The 15,076-nt window shown below is 70.6% G+C and carries 14 protein-coding genes; 4 read left to right on the top strand and 10 right to left on the bottom strand.

All coding sequences use genetic code 11. The features are described 5' to 3' along the window. The first annotated feature begins 13 nt into the window (after window positions 1-13). Both ACFY5C_RS26105 and ACFY5C_RS26100 read left to right on the top strand, forming a co-directional pair. Window positions 14-1,399: an MFS transporter gene (locus ACFY5C_RS26105; RefSeq protein ID WP_389447992.1), complete on the top strand. Its 1,386-nt coding sequence runs from the start codon at window positions 14-16 to the stop codon at window positions 1,397-1,399. 278 nt (window positions 1,400-1,677) lie between these two features. Beyond that, on the top strand, window positions 1,678-2,052 hold the full coding sequence (locus ACFY5C_RS26100) for an RNA polymerase-binding protein RbpA (RefSeq protein ID WP_003977404.1): 375 nt from the start codon (window positions 1,678-1,680) through the stop codon (window positions 2,050-2,052). A gap of 154 nt (window positions 2,053-2,206) precedes the next feature. Here ACFY5C_RS26100 and fxsA read toward each other — a convergent pair whose 3' ends face one another. The 4 genes from fxsA to ACFY5C_RS26080 all read right to left on the bottom strand — a co-directional run bounded on the left by fxsA (window position 2,207) and on the right by ACFY5C_RS26080 (window position 6,332). Then, complete coding sequence (gene fxsA / locus ACFY5C_RS26095) at window positions 2,207-2,761, bottom strand: FxsA family membrane protein (RefSeq protein WP_389447991.1); 555 nt, start codon at window positions 2,759-2,761, stop codon at window positions 2,207-2,209. Window positions 2,762-2,871: 110 nt separating this feature from the next. Continuing rightward, complete coding sequence (locus ACFY5C_RS26090; protein WP_389447989.1) at window positions 2,872-3,684, bottom strand: polyprenol monophosphomannose synthase; 813 nt, start codon at window positions 3,682-3,684, stop codon at window positions 2,872-2,874. 556 nt (window positions 3,685-4,240) lie between these two features. Further along, window positions 4,241-5,845 carry an amidohydrolase gene (locus ACFY5C_RS26085; protein WP_389447987.1) on the bottom strand — a complete coding sequence of 535 codons (1,605 nt, stop codon included), beginning with the start codon at window positions 5,843-5,845 and terminating at the stop codon, window positions 4,241-4,243. Between the two features lie 46 nt (window positions 5,846-5,891). Continuing rightward, entirely contained in the window at window positions 5,892-6,332 is a 441-nt protein-coding gene (locus tag ACFY5C_RS26080) for an Lrp/AsnC family transcriptional regulator (RefSeq protein WP_328429053.1), read from the bottom strand. Window positions 6,333-6,600: 268 nt separating this feature from the next. On the opposite strand from ACFY5C_RS26080, the gene ACFY5C_RS26075 reads away from it, so the two are divergent. Continuing rightward, window positions 6,601-7,044, top strand: a complete 444-nt coding sequence (locus ACFY5C_RS26075) for a hypothetical protein (RefSeq protein ID WP_389447985.1) — start codon at window positions 6,601-6,603, stop codon at window positions 7,042-7,044. Window positions 7,045-7,081: 37 nt separating this feature from the next. Here the strand turns inward: ACFY5C_RS26075 and ACFY5C_RS26070 are convergent, their stop codons facing one another. The 3 genes from ACFY5C_RS26070 to ACFY5C_RS26060 all read right to left on the bottom strand — a co-directional run bounded on the left by ACFY5C_RS26070 (window position 7,082) and on the right by ACFY5C_RS26060 (window position 10,824). After that, window positions 7,082-8,185 (bottom strand): phosphotransferase family protein, encoded by a 1,104-nt coding sequence (locus tag ACFY5C_RS26070; protein WP_389447983.1) that lies wholly within the window; start codon window positions 8,183-8,185, stop codon window positions 7,082-7,084. Between the two features lie 12 nt (window positions 8,186-8,197). Then, the gene (locus ACFY5C_RS26065; protein ID WP_389447981.1) at window positions 8,198-9,301 is read right to left on the bottom strand and encodes a hypothetical protein; all 1,104 of its coding nucleotides are present in this window, start codon (window positions 9,299-9,301) and stop codon (window positions 8,198-8,200) included. A 350-nt stretch (window positions 9,302-9,651) separates the two neighbouring features. Then, window positions 9,652-10,824, bottom strand: a complete 1,173-nt coding sequence (locus tag ACFY5C_RS26060) for an acyl-CoA dehydrogenase family protein (RefSeq protein WP_389447979.1) — start codon at window positions 10,822-10,824, stop codon at window positions 9,652-9,654. 337 nt (window positions 10,825-11,161) lie between these two features. Here ACFY5C_RS26060 and ACFY5C_RS26055 point away from each other — a divergent pair, with 337 nt between their 5' ends. Then, entirely contained in the window at window positions 11,162-12,403 is a 1,242-nt protein-coding gene (locus ACFY5C_RS26055; RefSeq protein ID WP_389447977.1) for a glycoside hydrolase family 18 protein, read from the top strand. Between the two features lie 68 nt (window positions 12,404-12,471). On the opposite strand, the gene ACFY5C_RS26050 is transcribed toward ACFY5C_RS26055, so the two are convergent. The 3 genes from ACFY5C_RS26050 to ACFY5C_RS26040 all read right to left on the bottom strand — a co-directional run bounded on the left by ACFY5C_RS26050 (window position 12,472) and on the right by ACFY5C_RS26040 (window position 14,844). Continuing rightward, a complete protein-coding gene (locus ACFY5C_RS26050; protein ID WP_389447975.1) occupies window positions 12,472-13,131 on the bottom strand; it encodes a TetR/AcrR family transcriptional regulator in 660 nt (219 codons plus the stop codon). Between the two features lie 147 nt (window positions 13,132-13,278). Further along, window positions 13,279-13,419, bottom strand: a complete 141-nt coding sequence (locus ACFY5C_RS26045; protein ID WP_328429045.1) for an SCO1431 family membrane protein — start codon at window positions 13,417-13,419, stop codon at window positions 13,279-13,281. A 63-nt stretch (window positions 13,420-13,482) separates the two neighbouring features. Continuing rightward, complete coding sequence (locus tag ACFY5C_RS26040; protein WP_389447973.1) at window positions 13,483-14,844, bottom strand: peptidase C39 family protein; 1,362 nt, start codon at window positions 14,842-14,844, stop codon at window positions 13,483-13,485. Window positions 14,845-15,076 lie beyond the last annotated feature (232 nt).

Below are 15,076 nucleotides of genomic sequence, written 5' to 3'. Positions count from 1 at the left end.
AGTGAGGGCGCGGGTGGGCACCGACACCGTGCGGACGGAGGCGGCCGACGATGCCGCCGGGCGCCGGCGCGAACAGCGCGGCTGGTACTTCTACGACTGGGCGTGCTCGGTGTACTCCACGAGCGTGCTCACGGTGTTCCTGGGCCCCTATCTGACGTCGGTCGCCGAACAGGCGGCGGACTCGGACGGGTTCGTCCACCCCTTGGGCATCCCGGTGCGCGCGGGCTCCTTCTTCGCGTACTCGGTGTCCCTGTCGGTGATCGTGGCCGTCCTGGTGATGCCCCTGGTCGGCGCGGCAGCGGACCGCACCGGCCGCAAGAAGCCCCTCCTCGCGGCCGCCGCCTACCTGGGGGCCACGGCGACCGCGGCCATGTTCTTCCTGGACGGCGACCGCTATGTGCTCGGCGGCCTGCTCCTGATAGTCGCGAACGCGGCGCAGTCGGTCGCGATGATGCTCTACAACTCCTACCTCCCGCAGATCGCCCCGCCCGAGGAACGCGACGCGGTCTCCTCGCGGGGCTGGGCCTTCGGCTACGCGTCGGGCTCGCTGATGCTGGTCATGAACCTGGTCCTGTACCTGGCACACGACTCCTTCGGCGTCTCCGAGGGCATGGCCGTGCGGATCTGCCTCGCCTCCGCCGGTCTGTGGTGGGGCACGTTCGCGATCATCCCGCTGCGCCGCCTGCACGACCGCAGGGCCGCCGAGAACCCGGCGAAAGCGGGGGCCACGAACGCACAGCCGGCCGGGAAGCCGGCCACCCAGGGCTTCCGGCAATTGGCGGCGACCATCCGGGACATGCGCCGTCACCCGCTGACGCTCGCCTTCCTCCTCGCCTACCTCACCTACAACGACGGCATCCAGACGGTGATCTCCCAGGCGTCGATCTACGGCTCCGAGGAACTGGGCCTCGGACAGTCGACCCTGATCGGCGCCGTCCTGCTGGTCCAGGTGCTGGCGGTGGCGGGCGCGCTGGTGATGGGGCGGCTGGCCCGGATCTACGGGGCGAAGCGGACGATCCTCGGCTCGCTGGTCGCCTGGACGGTGACGCTGGCGGCCGGGTACTTCCTGCCGGCCGGGGCGCCGGTGTGGTTCTTCGTGCTGGCGGCCGGCATCGGGCTGGTCCTGGGCGGCAGCCAGGCCCTGTCCCGGTCCCTGTTCTCCCACCTCGTCCCGCCGGGCAAGGAGGCCGAATACTTCGCGGCGTACGAGATGAGTGACCGGGGCATGAGCTGGCTGGGCCCGCTGCTGTTCGGGGTCACCTACCAGCTGACCGGAAGTTACCGGGACGCGATCATCTCCCTGGTCGCCTTCTTCGTCATCGGGTTCGCCCTGCTCGCGAGGGTTCCGGTGCGCCGGGCGATCAGCGACGCGGGCAATCCGGTGCCGACCACGATTTAGCGTTCCGAGTCAAAGGGCGGTAGTGTACGCGTTTGGCCTGCCAGGCGTACCGTTACTGCGCGTCAAAGATGCCGAAACGCTGGGTTACATCTGCTAGCAGATGTGACAAACCGGGCGCCGGTGGGTACGACATTGGTCAGCAAGGCTGCGGCTACGACGGCGACGCATCACCCAGAACGGGACACGGGACGGGAATCTTTACCGCCGACCGGACGTTGACCGGATGACGACGACAGCGACACCTGTCCTGTGGGCGACAAGCCCGGGAGGCACGATTCATGAGTGAGCGAGCTCTTCGCGGCACGCGCCTCGTGGTGACCAGCTACGAGACGGACCGCGGCATCGACCTGGCCCCGCGCCAGGCCGTGGAGTACGCATGCGAGAAGGGGCACCGGTTCGAGATGCCCTTCTCGGTCGAGGCGGAGATCCCGCCGGAGTGGGAGTGCAAGGTCTGCGGGGCCCAGGCACTCCTCGTGGATGGCGACGGCCCTGAGGAGAAGAAGGCCAAGCCCGCGCGTACGCATTGGGACATGTTGATGGAGCGGCGTACCCGCGAGGAACTCGAAGAGGTCCTTGAGGAACGGCTCGCCGTTCTGCGTTCCGGGGCGATGAACATCGCGGTTCATCCCCGGGACAGCCGCAAGTCCGCGTAGCGGGACGCCGCAAACAACACACGCCGGAACCGCAGGTGCCGTACGTCAGCTCGACGTACGGCACCTGCGGTTTTCGTGCGTTGCTCCTCGACGAGGGTCATAAAACGGAAATCCGGGGGCTTCGCCCCCGGATCACATCGGTCCGCTGCTCGGCTCAGCTGCTCAGCGGCGGCCTCGGCCCCTGCGGGGCGTCCCCGGGCTCGTCCCTGATGACCTCACCCTGCACCACCTTGCCGTCGGGCCGGTGCATACGGGCCTGCTGGAAGGCATCGCCGAACGAACCCGGCCCCGCCTCACGCAGCTTCCGCTCGAAGGTCCGCTCCGCGTAGCCGCTCACGGCCTTCTGGACCGGCGGAATCAGCAGGATCAGGCCCAGCGCGTCCGAGATCAGGCCGGGCAGCATGATCAGCAGGCCGCCGAGCATCATCAGGCCGTTGCCACCGCCGCGCTCCGGGGTGCCGCCGCGCTGCAGCGCCTCGTTCAGGGCCTGGAAGGCGCGTCGCCCTGCCCGCTTGATGACCACCGAGCCGAGCACGAGTCCGGCGAGCAGCAGCAGGAACACCGTGAGCCCGCCCGCCACGTCCGCGACCACGGTCAACAGCCAGATCTCCAGCACCAGCCAGGCGGCGATGCCCAGCGGCAGGAAGGTGCGCAGCCGGGAGCGCCGTGGCCGGGCGGGATAGGTGGGGGTCGGAGCGCCAGTCGTCATGCGTCCAGTGTGCCTGGCCCCGGCTCAGAGCGGGATAAGAGGACGCCGACCGGCGGGACGAGAAGGCGACGGCCTCCGCCTGTGCGGTCGTGGTCCTACGGCGGCGGCCGCTACGACGGTCGCGACGGCGGCGATGACTTCGTGCGGTCCAGCAGCTTGCCCACGCGCTCCCGCGCGCCCCACGACGTGACCCGCCACAGCGCCTCGACGAGGATGTCGCGGCTCATCTTCGAGTCCCCGAGCTCCCGCTCGACGAAGGTGATCGGCACCTCGACGACATGGAAGCCGGCCTTGACCGCGCGGCGGGCGAGGTCGACCTGGAAGCAGTAGCCCTGGGAGGCGACGTCGTCGAGGCCGAGGCCCTCGAGGGTCTCTCGGCGGAAGGCGCGGTAGCCGCCCGTGATGTCGCGCAAGGGCAGGTCCAGGGCGACCCGGGAGTAGAGGCTGCCGCCGCGGGAGATGAACTCACGGGACTTGGGCCAGTTCACGACCCGGCCGCCGGGTACCCAGCGGGAGCCGAGGACGAGGTCGGCGCCCTTGAGGGCGGTCAGCAGACGGGGCAGTTCCTCGGGCTGGTGGGAGCCGTCGGCGTCCATCTCGACCAGGACGCCGTAGCCGTTCTCGATGCCCCAGCGGAAGCCCGCGAGGTATGCGGCGCCGAGGCCCTCCTTGCCCTTGCGGTGCAGAACCTGGACGTGGTCGTCCTCGGCGGCGAGTTCGTCCGCGAGCTTGCCGGTGCCGTCGGGGCTGTTGTCGTCGGCCACGAGCACGTGCGCCTCGGGGACCGCCTTGCGGACCCGGCCGACGATGCTCTTGATGTTCTCCGCCTCGTTGTAGGTCGGAATGATCACCAACGCCGTGCCGAGCGGCCCGAACCGCTTCCCCCGGTCCTGAGCCGCGAGGGTCCCGTCGCCGTCGTTCACTGCTGCCCCTTCACATCCGTACGCAGACGTCCACCATAGTGGGCGCGGCCTGCGCTGACGTGACAGCACGTTCGTATGGCGGTGTCGATTCCGCAAGAGCCGGGCAGGGCTGGGTTTTGCGCATCCGTACGCCGGTGCACGCCTCCTGCGGATGGGGGCCCGGCGCCCTTCGGGCCGACCTGGGACCCGCTGGCTGCGGGTCGACCGAAAGCCGTTGTCTACTGAGCGCCCGGGCCCCACCCGGGTCACACCTCCCCGACCGGCCGGAACGTTCCGTCGTCGCCGCGCGGGCACTGAGCCTGGCTCCCAGTGACGGTGCCCCGGTACGGCACACCGTCCCTGACCCAGCGGCGTTGCGACGGGTTCCCGGAAGTTCCGCGGTTCCCCGGTCGGGCGTCCGGTGGTGGACTCGGCCGAACCTACCGGCCCCGGGCCTCCGCCTGTCAACAGCCGTTTGAGCTGCGAAAATTCGCCCAACTCGCTGGTCAGCGCAGAGGATGCGCAGGTCGCGCGACGGGGCGGAGCGGGTCGATCCGGTTCGCGCCACCCCGGGAGATCACTCGCCCGGCCGTACGAAGACCGTTCGTCCGCCCACAACCGTGCTCAGGCAGGTCGGGAGTTCCCTGCCGGGGGTCAGGTCGGGCAGGCCGGGGGTGCCGGAGCGGGGGTCGGTGGACCAGCGCGCGACCCGGTCGTCCGGGGCCTGGACCACCAGTTCACCGGTGCGCCACACGGCGTAGTCGGCGGGGGCGCCGGGCACCAGGACGCCCGCGTCGTCGCGCCCGATCGCCCGCCAGCCGCCGCGTGTGTGCGCCGTGAACGCGGCGCGCACGGACACCTGGTGCTCGGGCGTGTGATGGAACGCGGCCGCGCGGACCGTGCCCCAGGGGCCGAGGGGCGTGACGGGACTGTCGGAGCCGAAGGCGAGGGGTACACCGGCGCGCAGCAGGGCCGCGAAGGGGTTCAGTGAACGGGCGCGTTCGACGCCCAGGCGCTGGGCGTACATGCCCTCCTCGCCGCCCCACAGCGCATCGAACGCGGGTTGCACCGAGGCGGTCAGGCCCAGCTCGGCGAAGGCCGCGATGGTGTCGGGGCTGAGCATCTCCGCGTGCTCGACGCGGTGGCGGGCGGCGCGGATGCGGGCGAGCCCGAGCTTCTCGGCGGCGGCTCGGACGCCCTCGACGACGGCGGTCACGGCGGCGTCGCCGATCGCGTGGAAGCCCGCCTGGAGGCCGGCCTCGGTGCAGGCCGCGACGTGGGCGGCGACGGCAGCCGCGTCCAGGTAGGCGGTGCCGGTGTGGCCGGCGTCGGCGTACGGCTGGTGCAGACAGGCGGTGTGGGAGCCGAGGGCGCCGTCGACGAACAGGTCACCGGCCGCCCCGATCGCCCCCAGTGCCCGGGCCTTGTCGACATCCTGCTCCGCCCAGTAGCCGACGACCCGAGGGCCGGCTTCCTCGGCTGCGAGCCGGAGCAGGCCGGTGAAGTCGTCCTCGGAGGAGATGTCCGGCCCGCCGCACTCGTGGACGGTGCCGATCCCGAGGGAGGTGGCGTGGGCGAGGGCGGCGCGCTGGGCCTCGATGCGCTGGGCGGGGGTGATGGCGGCCAGCGCGGTGGCGCGCACGGCGTGGTGGGCGCCGGCGACGAGCGGGGCGTCCGCCGCGCCGAGGTCGCCGGGCGTCATGTCCAGCAGGGCCGTGGTGACGACCGCCGAGTGGACGTCGATGCGGGAGAGATACAGGGGGCGGCCGCCGGTGGCCTCGTCGAGCTCGGCACGCGTCGGCGGACGCCCGCCGGGCCAGCGCGAGGCGTCCCAGCCGTGGCCGAGCAGGACGCGGTCCCTGGGCCGGGCGGCGGCGAAGTCCCGTACGAGGGCGAGGGCCGCCTCCAGGGAGGGCGCGTCGGACAGGTCGAGGCCGGTGAGGGCGAGACCCGTGGCGGTGGTGTGCACATGCGCGTCGGTGAACGCGGGCGTGACCAGAGCACCGTCCAGATCGACGACCTCGTCCACGCCGTCCGCGAAGGCATCGGCGGCCCCCTCGGAACCGACCCAGGCGACCTGTCCGCGCTCGACGACCATCGCGGTGGCGAAGGGGTCGGCGGGGCTGTGGACTTCTCCGCGGCGGAGAAGGACGGTCTTCGGTTCGGCGCTGCGCTCACTCATGGAGAACAGTCTCGCGCCTCACCGGGACCGCCCCGGACACCGGGCACTAGATCTTGGGCGGCCGGGCCTCATAGGGCGTGGACAGCACCACGGTTGTCCGGGTCGAGACCCCCGCCAGCGACCGTAGCCGGGCCAGCAGTTCCTCCAGCTCGTGCGGCGTGGCCACACGGACCTTCAGGATGTAGTTCTCGTCCCCGGCGACGCTGTGACAGGCCTCGATCTCGGGAACGCCGGCCAGCCGGTCCGCGATGTCGTCGGGGGCGCTGGGGTCGAACGGTTTCACCGAGATGAAGGCCGTCATGGGCAGCCCCACCGCCTCGGAGTCCACGACCGCGGCATAGCCGCGGATGACGCCGCGCTGCTCGAGCCGGCGCACCCGCTGGTGCACGGCAGACGTGGACAGGCCCGTGGCCTTGCCCAGGTCGGTGTAGCTCATCCGCCCGTCTTTGACGAGCAGCTGCACGATTTGTCGGTCCAGCTCCTCCATGGCGCAAGAACCTACAGTGCGGCTGATCTCCCCCGATACCTGAGCAGCCCAGGTCATGCCCGGTTTGTGATGTCTCCGAGAGGCTGCTGTGAGCCGACTGAGGGACAAACCGGCCGCCACGGGCACCTGCGAGCGGCATGTGACGAACGCCACAGGCCTCGAACAGGCTCCGTGATGTTCTCGTGATTACCGCCGAGACCGGACGGGAAGTGCTTGCTGTGGTCGAGGCCGCAGTGCCGTCACGGCCCAGCCCGAGGGGGAGAACCCAATGCAGAGTCTTAAGCGCCCTGGTCGTACCGCACCCAAGCGGCTCCAGCCGGTCGACGAACCCGCTCCGGAGGGCGTCGAACCCGACGCCTTCGACGACGAACTCGACGCGTACGACGCGTACGACACCTTCGAGATGTACCGGGTGATCTGCCCGGACTGCGCGCAGCCCATCGCCCTGCTGGCGGACGAGGAGGTTCTGCCGGAGCACGCGCTGTGCGCCTCTCCGTGGAATCCGTTCGGCCTCACGGTCTGCGCCGGTACGGGCCGCAGGGCCGCCGAGGCGCGCTCCGCGGACGAGACGGAGGAGCCCCACGAGCAGGACACCGCCCTGCTGTTGACGCTCCCTCAGGGACTGGACTGGCGGACCCAGCCCTTCTCGCACGTCGGCGGTCCCGGCTCGCGTCCCATCAGGGTCCGGGGCATGCGACGCCAGGCCGCCTGAGCGCACTCCGCCCCGCGCGGGGCGATGGCCGCATCGCTCAGTTCCAGTAGCTGCCCTGCACCATGGCTCGCAGGCTGCCGTGGTGCAGGATCAGTGTGTCCGGGTCCGCCGGGACGGCGACTTCGCCGAAGTAGGCCTGGCGGTAGGCGATCCGCAGCATGACGACTGCGTGCCGCAGGGCGGCGTACAGCGTGTGGAAGTCCATGTCTCGTGGCGTGTGACCGGTGAGGTCGGCGTAGCGGGCCTCTACCCGGTCGCGGCGCAGGAAGTCGGGCAGACCGCGCTGTCCGAAGGCGACCGTCAGGTCCTGGAAGAAGCGGTGCAGATAGACGGTCCAGCCGAGGTCGACCTCGCGCGGGGCCAGTGCGGCCATTTCCCAGTCGAGCACGGCGGCGGGCTCGAAACCGTCGTAGATGACGTTCCCGATGCGCGCGTCGCCCCAGTTGAGCACGGGTTCGCCCGGATCGCTCGGCCAGAGCTCCTCCAGGCGGTCGAACGCGTCCTCGATGAGCGGTGAGCGGGCGAGTCCGTCAACCACCCATTCGTAGTAGGCGCGTTGAGCCGTGACATGCCGCCGCAGTGCGTCACCCTCACCGGGGAAGGCGAGAAACTCCGCATCCTGCGCCGGGACTTGGTCGTGCAGTCGGGCCAGCAGCCCGATGGTGGCCCCTTCCAGCCGCTCGCGTTCCTCGTCGCTCGCGGCATGCAGCCAGTTGCCCTCGTAGGTGTACGGCATGACGTCCGGCGGGACGCGCCCCTCGACGCGCTCCATGACGAAGAAGGGCGCCCCCAGCGGGCCGGGGTCCTCCTCCAGCCACAGGGCCTCGGGCACGGGCAGATCCGTGTGCTCGGCCACGACGCGCAGGGTCCGGTACTGGCGCGGCATGTCGTACACCGGGAAGACGGTGTATGCCGCGGGGTCCGCCGCGAGCCGCAACGCGCAGGAGCGCACTGGTGTTTCGGGGTGCTCGATGTCGAAGAGCAGGGTCTCGCTGGACATGCCGTTGGACTCGGGGGCCGTGACACCGACCGCTTTGGCCCCCGGCAGTCGGGTGCCGAGCCACGCGGTGAGGCGGCGGGTGACCTCCTCCGGGTCGCGGGTGGTGGTGCGCGGGCGGGGCCGGGGTGCCGTGGCTGCCATGCTGCAAACCCCCTACGGTGCGACCGACTTGAAATCCGCGAACCCGCTCGGGTCGTGCCGTCCGAACGAGCCGTGCTCGAAGATGCCGTGGCCGACCCGGCCGTCCAGCCGGAAGCGTGCGGCGTGGTCGGTGACGCCGTACGCGGCCAACGGGTGGGCCTCGGTGAGGTCGTAGGTGCGCCGGTCGGTCCAGCCGCGGCCGCGCCACATGCCGTGCTGCCAGTCGTCCGCGGGCGGGTAGCCGGCGCCGATGGCGAGCGGGGAGGAGGCAAGGACCTCTACCTCGAGCTCCTGCGGCTTACGGATGTCGCCGAGGTGGATGAGGGCGCGTTCCGGGTGGCGGGTGCCCGAGCGGTAGCCGATCTCGGCCTGGGGCCAGCCCAGTTGGCGGTCGCGGTGGCCGGGGCGGACCAGCGTCGCCTCACTCAGCGAGCGATGCCCGTCGGCGTCCTCCTGAACGATCACCATCAGGAAGCGGTCCTCGAAGCGCACCGGGCACCAGATCCAGTGGAAGCCCTCCGTCGGGTGCTCCTCGGCGAACCGCCCGCCCTCCTCGCCGGGCATGGGGCGCACGCCCCAGCTGCGGTCGCGGGTGCCGGTCCACTCCGCGGGCGTGACGCGGAACTCCGCACCACCGGCGCGCACCACACCCTGCACGCCGCCCGCCTGCACGAAGCGGCGCCCTTCGAGGGTGAGCCGGTCGCCGCGGCGCTGGAGATGGTGCGGTTCCCAGAGGGCCGGGAAGTCGGCGGTCCAGGTGATGTCGTACGACAACTCGTCGTCGTCGCACGTCAGTCGCAGGCGTCGCAGCGGCTCCACGACCTCGATGCGCAGCGGTCCGACGGCGAGCCGCATGCGGTCCTCGCCCAGGGCGTCCGAGGCCCGCACCGCGTGCAGCGTGTCGCCCACCCGAAGGGTCGCGTACGCGTCGATCACCCCGGTGTTCGGGTACACCCCGAGGCCTAGGATCAGCAGGGCACGCCCCTCGTGGTCGAGGACGTGGAAGATGCAGCGGTCGTAGGCGTTGCGGTCGCTGGTCGCGACGTACCGCATGGACAGCGGCACCTGGTGCACCGGGTACTCGTCGAGCGGTACGGGGCGGTGGTCGTCGGCCATGGCTGACCTCCCTGGCGGCGGCTGGGCTGACGGTACGTCAGGCAGCCGCAGGTGGCCAGAGAGTGAGCCGGACGTCCGTGAACTCACGCCCGATTTCGACGGGCGGTGACTTGTCCGCCCACCTCCGCGTTGCCCTGGTATGCCCCCCACCTATTCGGCGACCGGACCGCAGCGCCGCATCTTCGTTCCGCGGCCCGCAGGAACGCTTGCGCCGGCGCCTCCGCAGCAGCCGGATCCGCCCATCTACCGCGAGCTGATGCGCACCTGGGCCGACCGTGGCCGCACCCTGCCCGGGCACCACGACCCGGAGTGGATCCGGCTCGCGGCGCCGCAGGTCAAGCGTGGTCAGTTCAGCGTCCCTCGGGACCTGCTAGGTGACGGGCGATGACCATCCGCTGAATCTGGTTGGTGCCCTCGACGATCTGCAGGACCTTGGCCTCGCGCATGTAACGCTCGGCCGGGAAGTCCGCGGTGTAGCCGTACCCGCCGAGGATCTGGACGGCGTCGGTGGTGACCTTCATCGCCGTGTCGGTGCAGTGCAGCTTGGCCATGGCCGCCTGCTTGGCGAACGGCCGGCCCGCGTCGCGCAGCCGCGCCGCGGCCAGGTAGAGCGCGCGGCCCGCCTCGATCTGCGTCGCCATGTCGGCGATCATGAATCGCAGACCCTGGAAGTCGGCGATCGGCTTGCCGAACTGCCGTCGATCCGTCGCGTACGCCACCGCCTCGTCCAGTGCGGCCTGGGCCACGCCGATCGCGCAGGCCGCGATGCCGAGCCGCCCCGAGTCCAGCGCGGACAGGGCGATCGCGAAGCCCTGGCCCTCGTCGCCGATGCGCCGCTCGTCGCCGACCCGGACCTCGTCGAAGTGGACCTGAGCCGTGGGCGAGCCCTTCATCCCCATCTTCTTCTCGGGCGCCGCCGCGCTCAGCCCCCGCGCGTCACCGGGCACGAGGAAGGCGGTGATCCCGCGCGGGCCGTCCTCGCCGGTGCGCGCCAGGACCGTGTAGAAGTCGGCGATGCCGCCGTGCGTGATCCAGGCCTTGGTACCGGTGATCACCCAGTCGTCGCCGTCGCGCACCGCCTTGGTGCGCAGCGAGGCCGCGTCCGATCCCGAGGACGGTTCCGAGAGGCAGTACGCGCCGAGCAGTCCGCCGCCGAGCATCGCGGGCAGGTGCTCGACCTGCTGCTGCTTGGTGCCGTAGGCGGCCAGGGAGTAGGAGGCCAGGGTGTGCACGCTGGCGCCGAGGCCGACGGTGAGGCGGGCCGCGGCGAGTTCCTCGAGGACCTGGAGGTAGACCTCGTAGGGCTGGTCGCCGCCGCCGTATTCGACGTCGTAGGGCAGGCCGAGCAGTCCCGATTCCGAGAGCAGGGTGAAGACCTCGCGCGGGAAGCGTCCGGCGTCCTCCTCCTCGGCCGCCTTCGGGGCGATCTCGCGCTGCGCGATGTCGCGGACGAGCGAGATCAGATCCCGGGCCTCGTCCGTGGGCAGTTGACGGTCCACCGGCTGCGGGGCGCGGTCGGGCATGTCGACGATCCTCCCTGTCGGGCACGTCGGCGAAGGTACGCCTTGGGTGTGGCGGCTCCGCCGGGTCTTACCGGTGCCGGTCCGATGCTCGCAATTTCCGGGTCTCGAAAGCTGCTGACCAGCGGCTGTGCGCTGTGAGTATGCCCGATCGGAGGCACCCCGTCACCAGTTAACGACCGCTCACTCAAAGAAGTATCCAGCAAGTTATCCACGGCACCGAAATTGGTCCGAACCATTGACGTACTGGTCTAGTCCTCCTACCTTGGCGGAGCGGTTCACATCATCGCGTTCATGCCAATCGGCCCAGCTCCCCTCTCCCCCACGGAGGAGACACCCGATGCACACTTCGCACCGCCCCCGCGTCCGGTTCCGGGCGCTCGTGTCCGCCGCGTGTGCGGCCGTCCTCGGCGCCGGGCTGCTGGCCGGCGCCGGCGCCGCCACGGCGGAACCCGCCCCCTCGTCGCCGAGACTGACCGCCGGCTCCAAGGTCGTCGGCTACTTCACCGAATGGGGCACCTACGACCGCAAGTACTACGTCAAGAACATCGAGACGTCCGGATCCGCGGCCAAGCTGACCCACATCAACTACGCGTTCGGCAATGTCACGGGCGGCAAGTGCGCGATCGGCGACAACTACGCCGCGACCGAACGCACCTACACCGCGGCCGAGTCCGTGGACGGCGTCGCCGACACCTGGGACCAGCCGCTGCGCGGCAACTTCAACCAGCTGCGCGAACTCAAGAAGAAGCACCCGGGTCTGAAGGTCCTGTGGTCCTTCGGCGGCTGGACCTGGTCGAACGGCTTCGGCGAGGCGGCCCGCAACCCCGCAGCGTTCGCACAGTCCTGCTACGACCTGGTCGAGAACTCCAAGTGGGCCGACGTCTTCGACGGCATCGACATCGACTGGGAGTACCCGAACGCCTGCGGCGCCACCTGTGACACCAGCGGCCGGGAGGCCTTCAAGAACCTGATGTCGGCGGTGCGCGCCAAGTTCGGCTCCGGCAACCTGGTCACCGCGGCGATCACGGCCGACGCGACGAGCGGCGGGAAGATCGACGCGGCGAACTACGCGGGCGCGGCTCAGTACGTCGACTGGTACAACCCGATGACGTACGACTTCTTCGGGGCCTGGGACGCGACCGGTCCCACGGCTCCGCACTCCCCGCTGAACTCCTACTCCGGCATCCCGAAGGCCGGCTTCCACACCTCGGCGACCATCGCCAAGCTCAAGGCCCTCGGCATCCCGTCGTCCAAGCTGCTGCTCGGCATCGGCTTCTACGGCCGCGGCTGGACGGGCGTCACCCAGTCGGCGCCCGGCGGCACGGCGACCGGGGCGGCCGCCGGCACCTACGAGGCGGGCATCGAGGACTACAAGGTCCTCAAGACCAAGTGCCCGGCGACCGGGACGGTGGGCGGCACCGCGTATGCCAAGTGCGGGAACAACTGGTGGAGTTACGACACCCCCGCGACCATCGCGACGAAGATGACGTACAAGAACCAGCAGGGGCTGGGCGGGACGTTCTTCTGGGAGCTGAGCGGGGACACGACGGGCGGTGAGCTGATCAAGGCGATCAAGTAGCCGGCCGCACGGGGGGCCAGGGGCGGAGGACCACGAGACCTCCGCCCCTTGTCGTGGTCCCGGCCGGGTCAGCCGTCCCGGCGGGCCGGGTCCGGGGCCGGGTAGGCGGGGTCCATCTCCTCGATGGCGCGCATGGCGCCACCCAGCGTCTTCACCAGCAGTTCGCGCATGGTGTCGCGGGGCAGTTCGGGGCGGTCGATCCAGTCGAGCGTGGCGCCCTCGACGCTGCACACCCAGGCGAGCAGGCCCATCCGGGCCAGCGGGGCGATGTCGGTGCGGCCGTACGCCCCCTCGGACAGGGTCGCCACGATCGCCTCGCGCACACCGTCCCGGATCGCGTGCACCTCGGTGTCGAAGCCGACGCCGCCGCTGACGATGGTGCGGTAGGCGGCCTGGTTGTGCTCGGCGTAGCGGAGGTAGCTGTCGATGGTGCGGTGGACACGGTCCACCGGCTGGAGTTCGATGCCGCCCGCGGCGAAGGTGACCAGGTCGGCGACGGAGTCCTGGATGATCGCCAGGTAATAGCCGCGCTTGGACTGGAAGTAGTAGTAGATGAGCCCCTTGGCGACATGGGCCTGGCGGGCGATGTCGTCCATGGAGAGGGCGTCGTACGACGTGTCGGCGAACAGCTTCCGCCCGATGACGATGAGTTCGGCACGGCGCGCCATCGAGCGCTCGGTGCCGCGGGCCCGGGGGCGGGCCGCGTCACGCTGCTGACTGATATTCAATTTCGACCCTGTTACTCAACGGGCGGCGGGACATCCGCAGTATGGCAGAGGCACACCAGCTGCTCGTTCGAGTCTGATCGACTTTGATGAAGCCGCTCTACAGCAGAGTCGGTAAATGTCCGGTCAAAGAGGATCGTGTGTGTCAAGTCACAACAGGCCGAGCTGGGTGACCAGCATCGCGACGACCACGACGAGGGTCCAGCCCATGACGTGCTCGAGGATCTTCGGGCCGTCTTCCTTGGGGCCGCCGGTACGGACGCGGGTGGCGGTGGCTGAGTGCGCGGTCATACGCCCACCCTGCCACCGCGAACCGCACATGCGGCAGAGAGGTTGCTCACAGCACAAACCCGCTCAGCGCACCCCCACCGCCGCGAGCGCCGCGCGCTGGCTGGGGGTCGGACGCGCCGGGAAGTAGAGGTAGCACACGCCGCCGGTGCCGGAGACGACCTTGCCGTCGGCGTTGTACCGCTTGGTACGCAGCCAGATGTTCTCCCACTCACGCCGCTTGTAGACGCGCCGCACCGCCTCGTTGCTCGGTGAGTTCGGGTCGTTGGCGATCACGTCGCCGTCGGCGGTGAAGCCGATGACGGTCATCAGATGCCCGGCCGTGCCGTACCCGGCCCCCGTCAGCTCCTCCTTGAGGAAGGACTGGGACGTTATGGCCGGGATGCCGGCCGCGATCAGCGTCTCCAGGTCGGTGAGCGAGCGGAGCCGGGTGACGACGCCCTGCATGTCCTTGAAGGTGGCCGCGTAGGCAGCGTTGAACGGCCAGTTCCCGCAGCCGTCGTACTGGTAGTCGAACGTGAACCGGGCCGCGTGGCAGACCTGCGGGTCGGCGAACGCCGGGTCGACCCAGGACAGCTGCTCCTGGGTGAGCCGGCCGCCCCAGTACTCGACGATCATCTGCGAGGAGGTGGGGCTGCACCAGGCCTCGCCGCCGTTGTCGTACTCGGGGTACTGGCCGACGTGGGTCTCCTGCGAGTAGCGCGGGACGGTCAGCTCCCGGGCGCGGCCGGGCGTGGCGGCCGGGACGGTGAAGCGGTCGGGGACGTCGGAGCCCATCGCGCCGACCCGCCAGACCTTCGGGGTGATCTTCGTGCCGGGCTTGCGGTAGAGGGTCAGCCGCAGCCGGTAGGAGGCCAGACGCAGCCCGGTGGCCGGGTCGTCGATGGCGAACGTGTCCGTCCAGACGCTGCTCTTGTCGTCGCTCTGGTCGTCGACCGAGGTCCGCCGGATGTCCTGGTCGCCGGCGGCCCAGCGACCCAGCACGTACCAGGGCGTGGCGGTGCCGTCCGAGTACGTCCCCTGCAGTTCGATTCCGAGCCAGCTGCCGTCGGGGGTGTGCGCGTTCCAGGAGGCGATCGCCTCGGTCGCGGGGACGGTGAGCCGGTGCACGGGGGACGTCCAGGTCGCGTACTCCCAGCGGGCGGTCCTGCCGGTGTGCGGGTCCGTGTAGTCGGTGGTGCCGGCGGCCTTGGCGATCACGATGCCGGGACGGGCGCCGGCGACGGCACGAGTGCCCTGGGCTGTGCCAGCGCTCCAGTCGGCGTACGAGGTCCAGAACCGGTTGTCGACGGTGCGGGCCGGGGCGGACGCCGGGTCCTTGGCCTCGGGACGGACGCCGGCCACCGCGGAGCCGGCGCTGCCGGTGACGGCTGCGGCGACCGCGGCGGCCAGAACGATTCTGCGGGACGGCTGTTCGGCTCTGCTCATGGGCGGAAGAACCCCCAGGTGTCCGAGTCGGGCGGATCCGGTGCACGTTTGTCCGCCAACTATGACCGCGGGTGCCTTCATCTGCCAGCACTTGGCGCCTGGCGCGCCCCACCAATATTGGTGTCGACCAGTGGCATGGCCCGAGGGCGGGTTCCTGCCCCCAAGGGCCCTGCGCGCGAGGCGGGATGGACGAGCGGTGGTCCCGGCGTACGCCACTGCGGCGGCGTACGCC

It is taken from the genome of Streptomyces sp. NPDC012935 (genome assembly GCF_042900345.1).
In the GTDB taxonomy this organism is placed as follows: Bacteria; Actinomycetota; Actinomycetes; order Streptomycetales; family Streptomycetaceae; genus Streptomyces.
This window is presented reverse-complemented; position numbering and strand designations above follow the sequence as displayed.

Bases quoted from the DNA above. Each gene is read 5' to 3' on its own strand.
- fxsA (WP_389447991.1), bottom strand. From the start codon at position 2,761: ATGACGACTGGCGCTCCGACCCCCACCTATCCCGCCCGGCCACGGCGC.
- ACFY5C_RS26055 (WP_389447977.1), top strand. From the start codon at position 11,162: ATGCACACTTCGCACCGCCCCCGCGTCCGGTTCCGGGCGCTCGTGTCC.
- ACFY5C_RS26060 (WP_389447979.1), bottom strand. From the start codon at position 10,824: ATGCCCGACCGCGCCCCGCAGCCGGTGGACCGTCAACTGCCCACGGAC.
- ACFY5C_RS26040 (WP_389447973.1), bottom strand. From the start codon at position 14,844: ATGAGCAGAGCCGAACAGCCGTCCCGCAGAATCGTTCTGGCCGCCGCG.
- ACFY5C_RS26070 (WP_389447983.1), bottom strand. From the start codon at position 8,185: ATGGCAGCCACGGCACCCCGGCCCCGCCCGCGCACCACCACCCGCGAC.
- ACFY5C_RS26045 (WP_328429045.1), bottom strand. From the start codon at position 13,419: ATGACCGCGCACTCAGCCACCGCCACCCGCGTCCGTACCGGCGGCCCC.
- ACFY5C_RS26100 (WP_003977404.1), top strand. From the start codon at position 1,678: ATGAGTGAGCGAGCTCTTCGCGGCACGCGCCTCGTGGTGACCAGCTAC.
- ACFY5C_RS26085 (WP_389447987.1), bottom strand. From the start codon at position 5,845: ATGAGTGAGCGCAGCGCCGAACCGAAGACCGTCCTTCTCCGCCGCGGA.
- ACFY5C_RS26065 (WP_389447981.1), bottom strand. From the start codon at position 9,301: ATGGCCGACGACCACCGCCCCGTACCGCTCGACGAGTACCCGGTGCAC.
- ACFY5C_RS26080 (WP_328429053.1), bottom strand. From the start codon at position 6,332: ATGGAGGAGCTGGACCGACAAATCGTGCAGCTGCTCGTCAAAGACGGG.
- ACFY5C_RS26075 (WP_389447985.1), top strand. From the start codon at position 6,601: ATGCAGAGTCTTAAGCGCCCTGGTCGTACCGCACCCAAGCGGCTCCAG.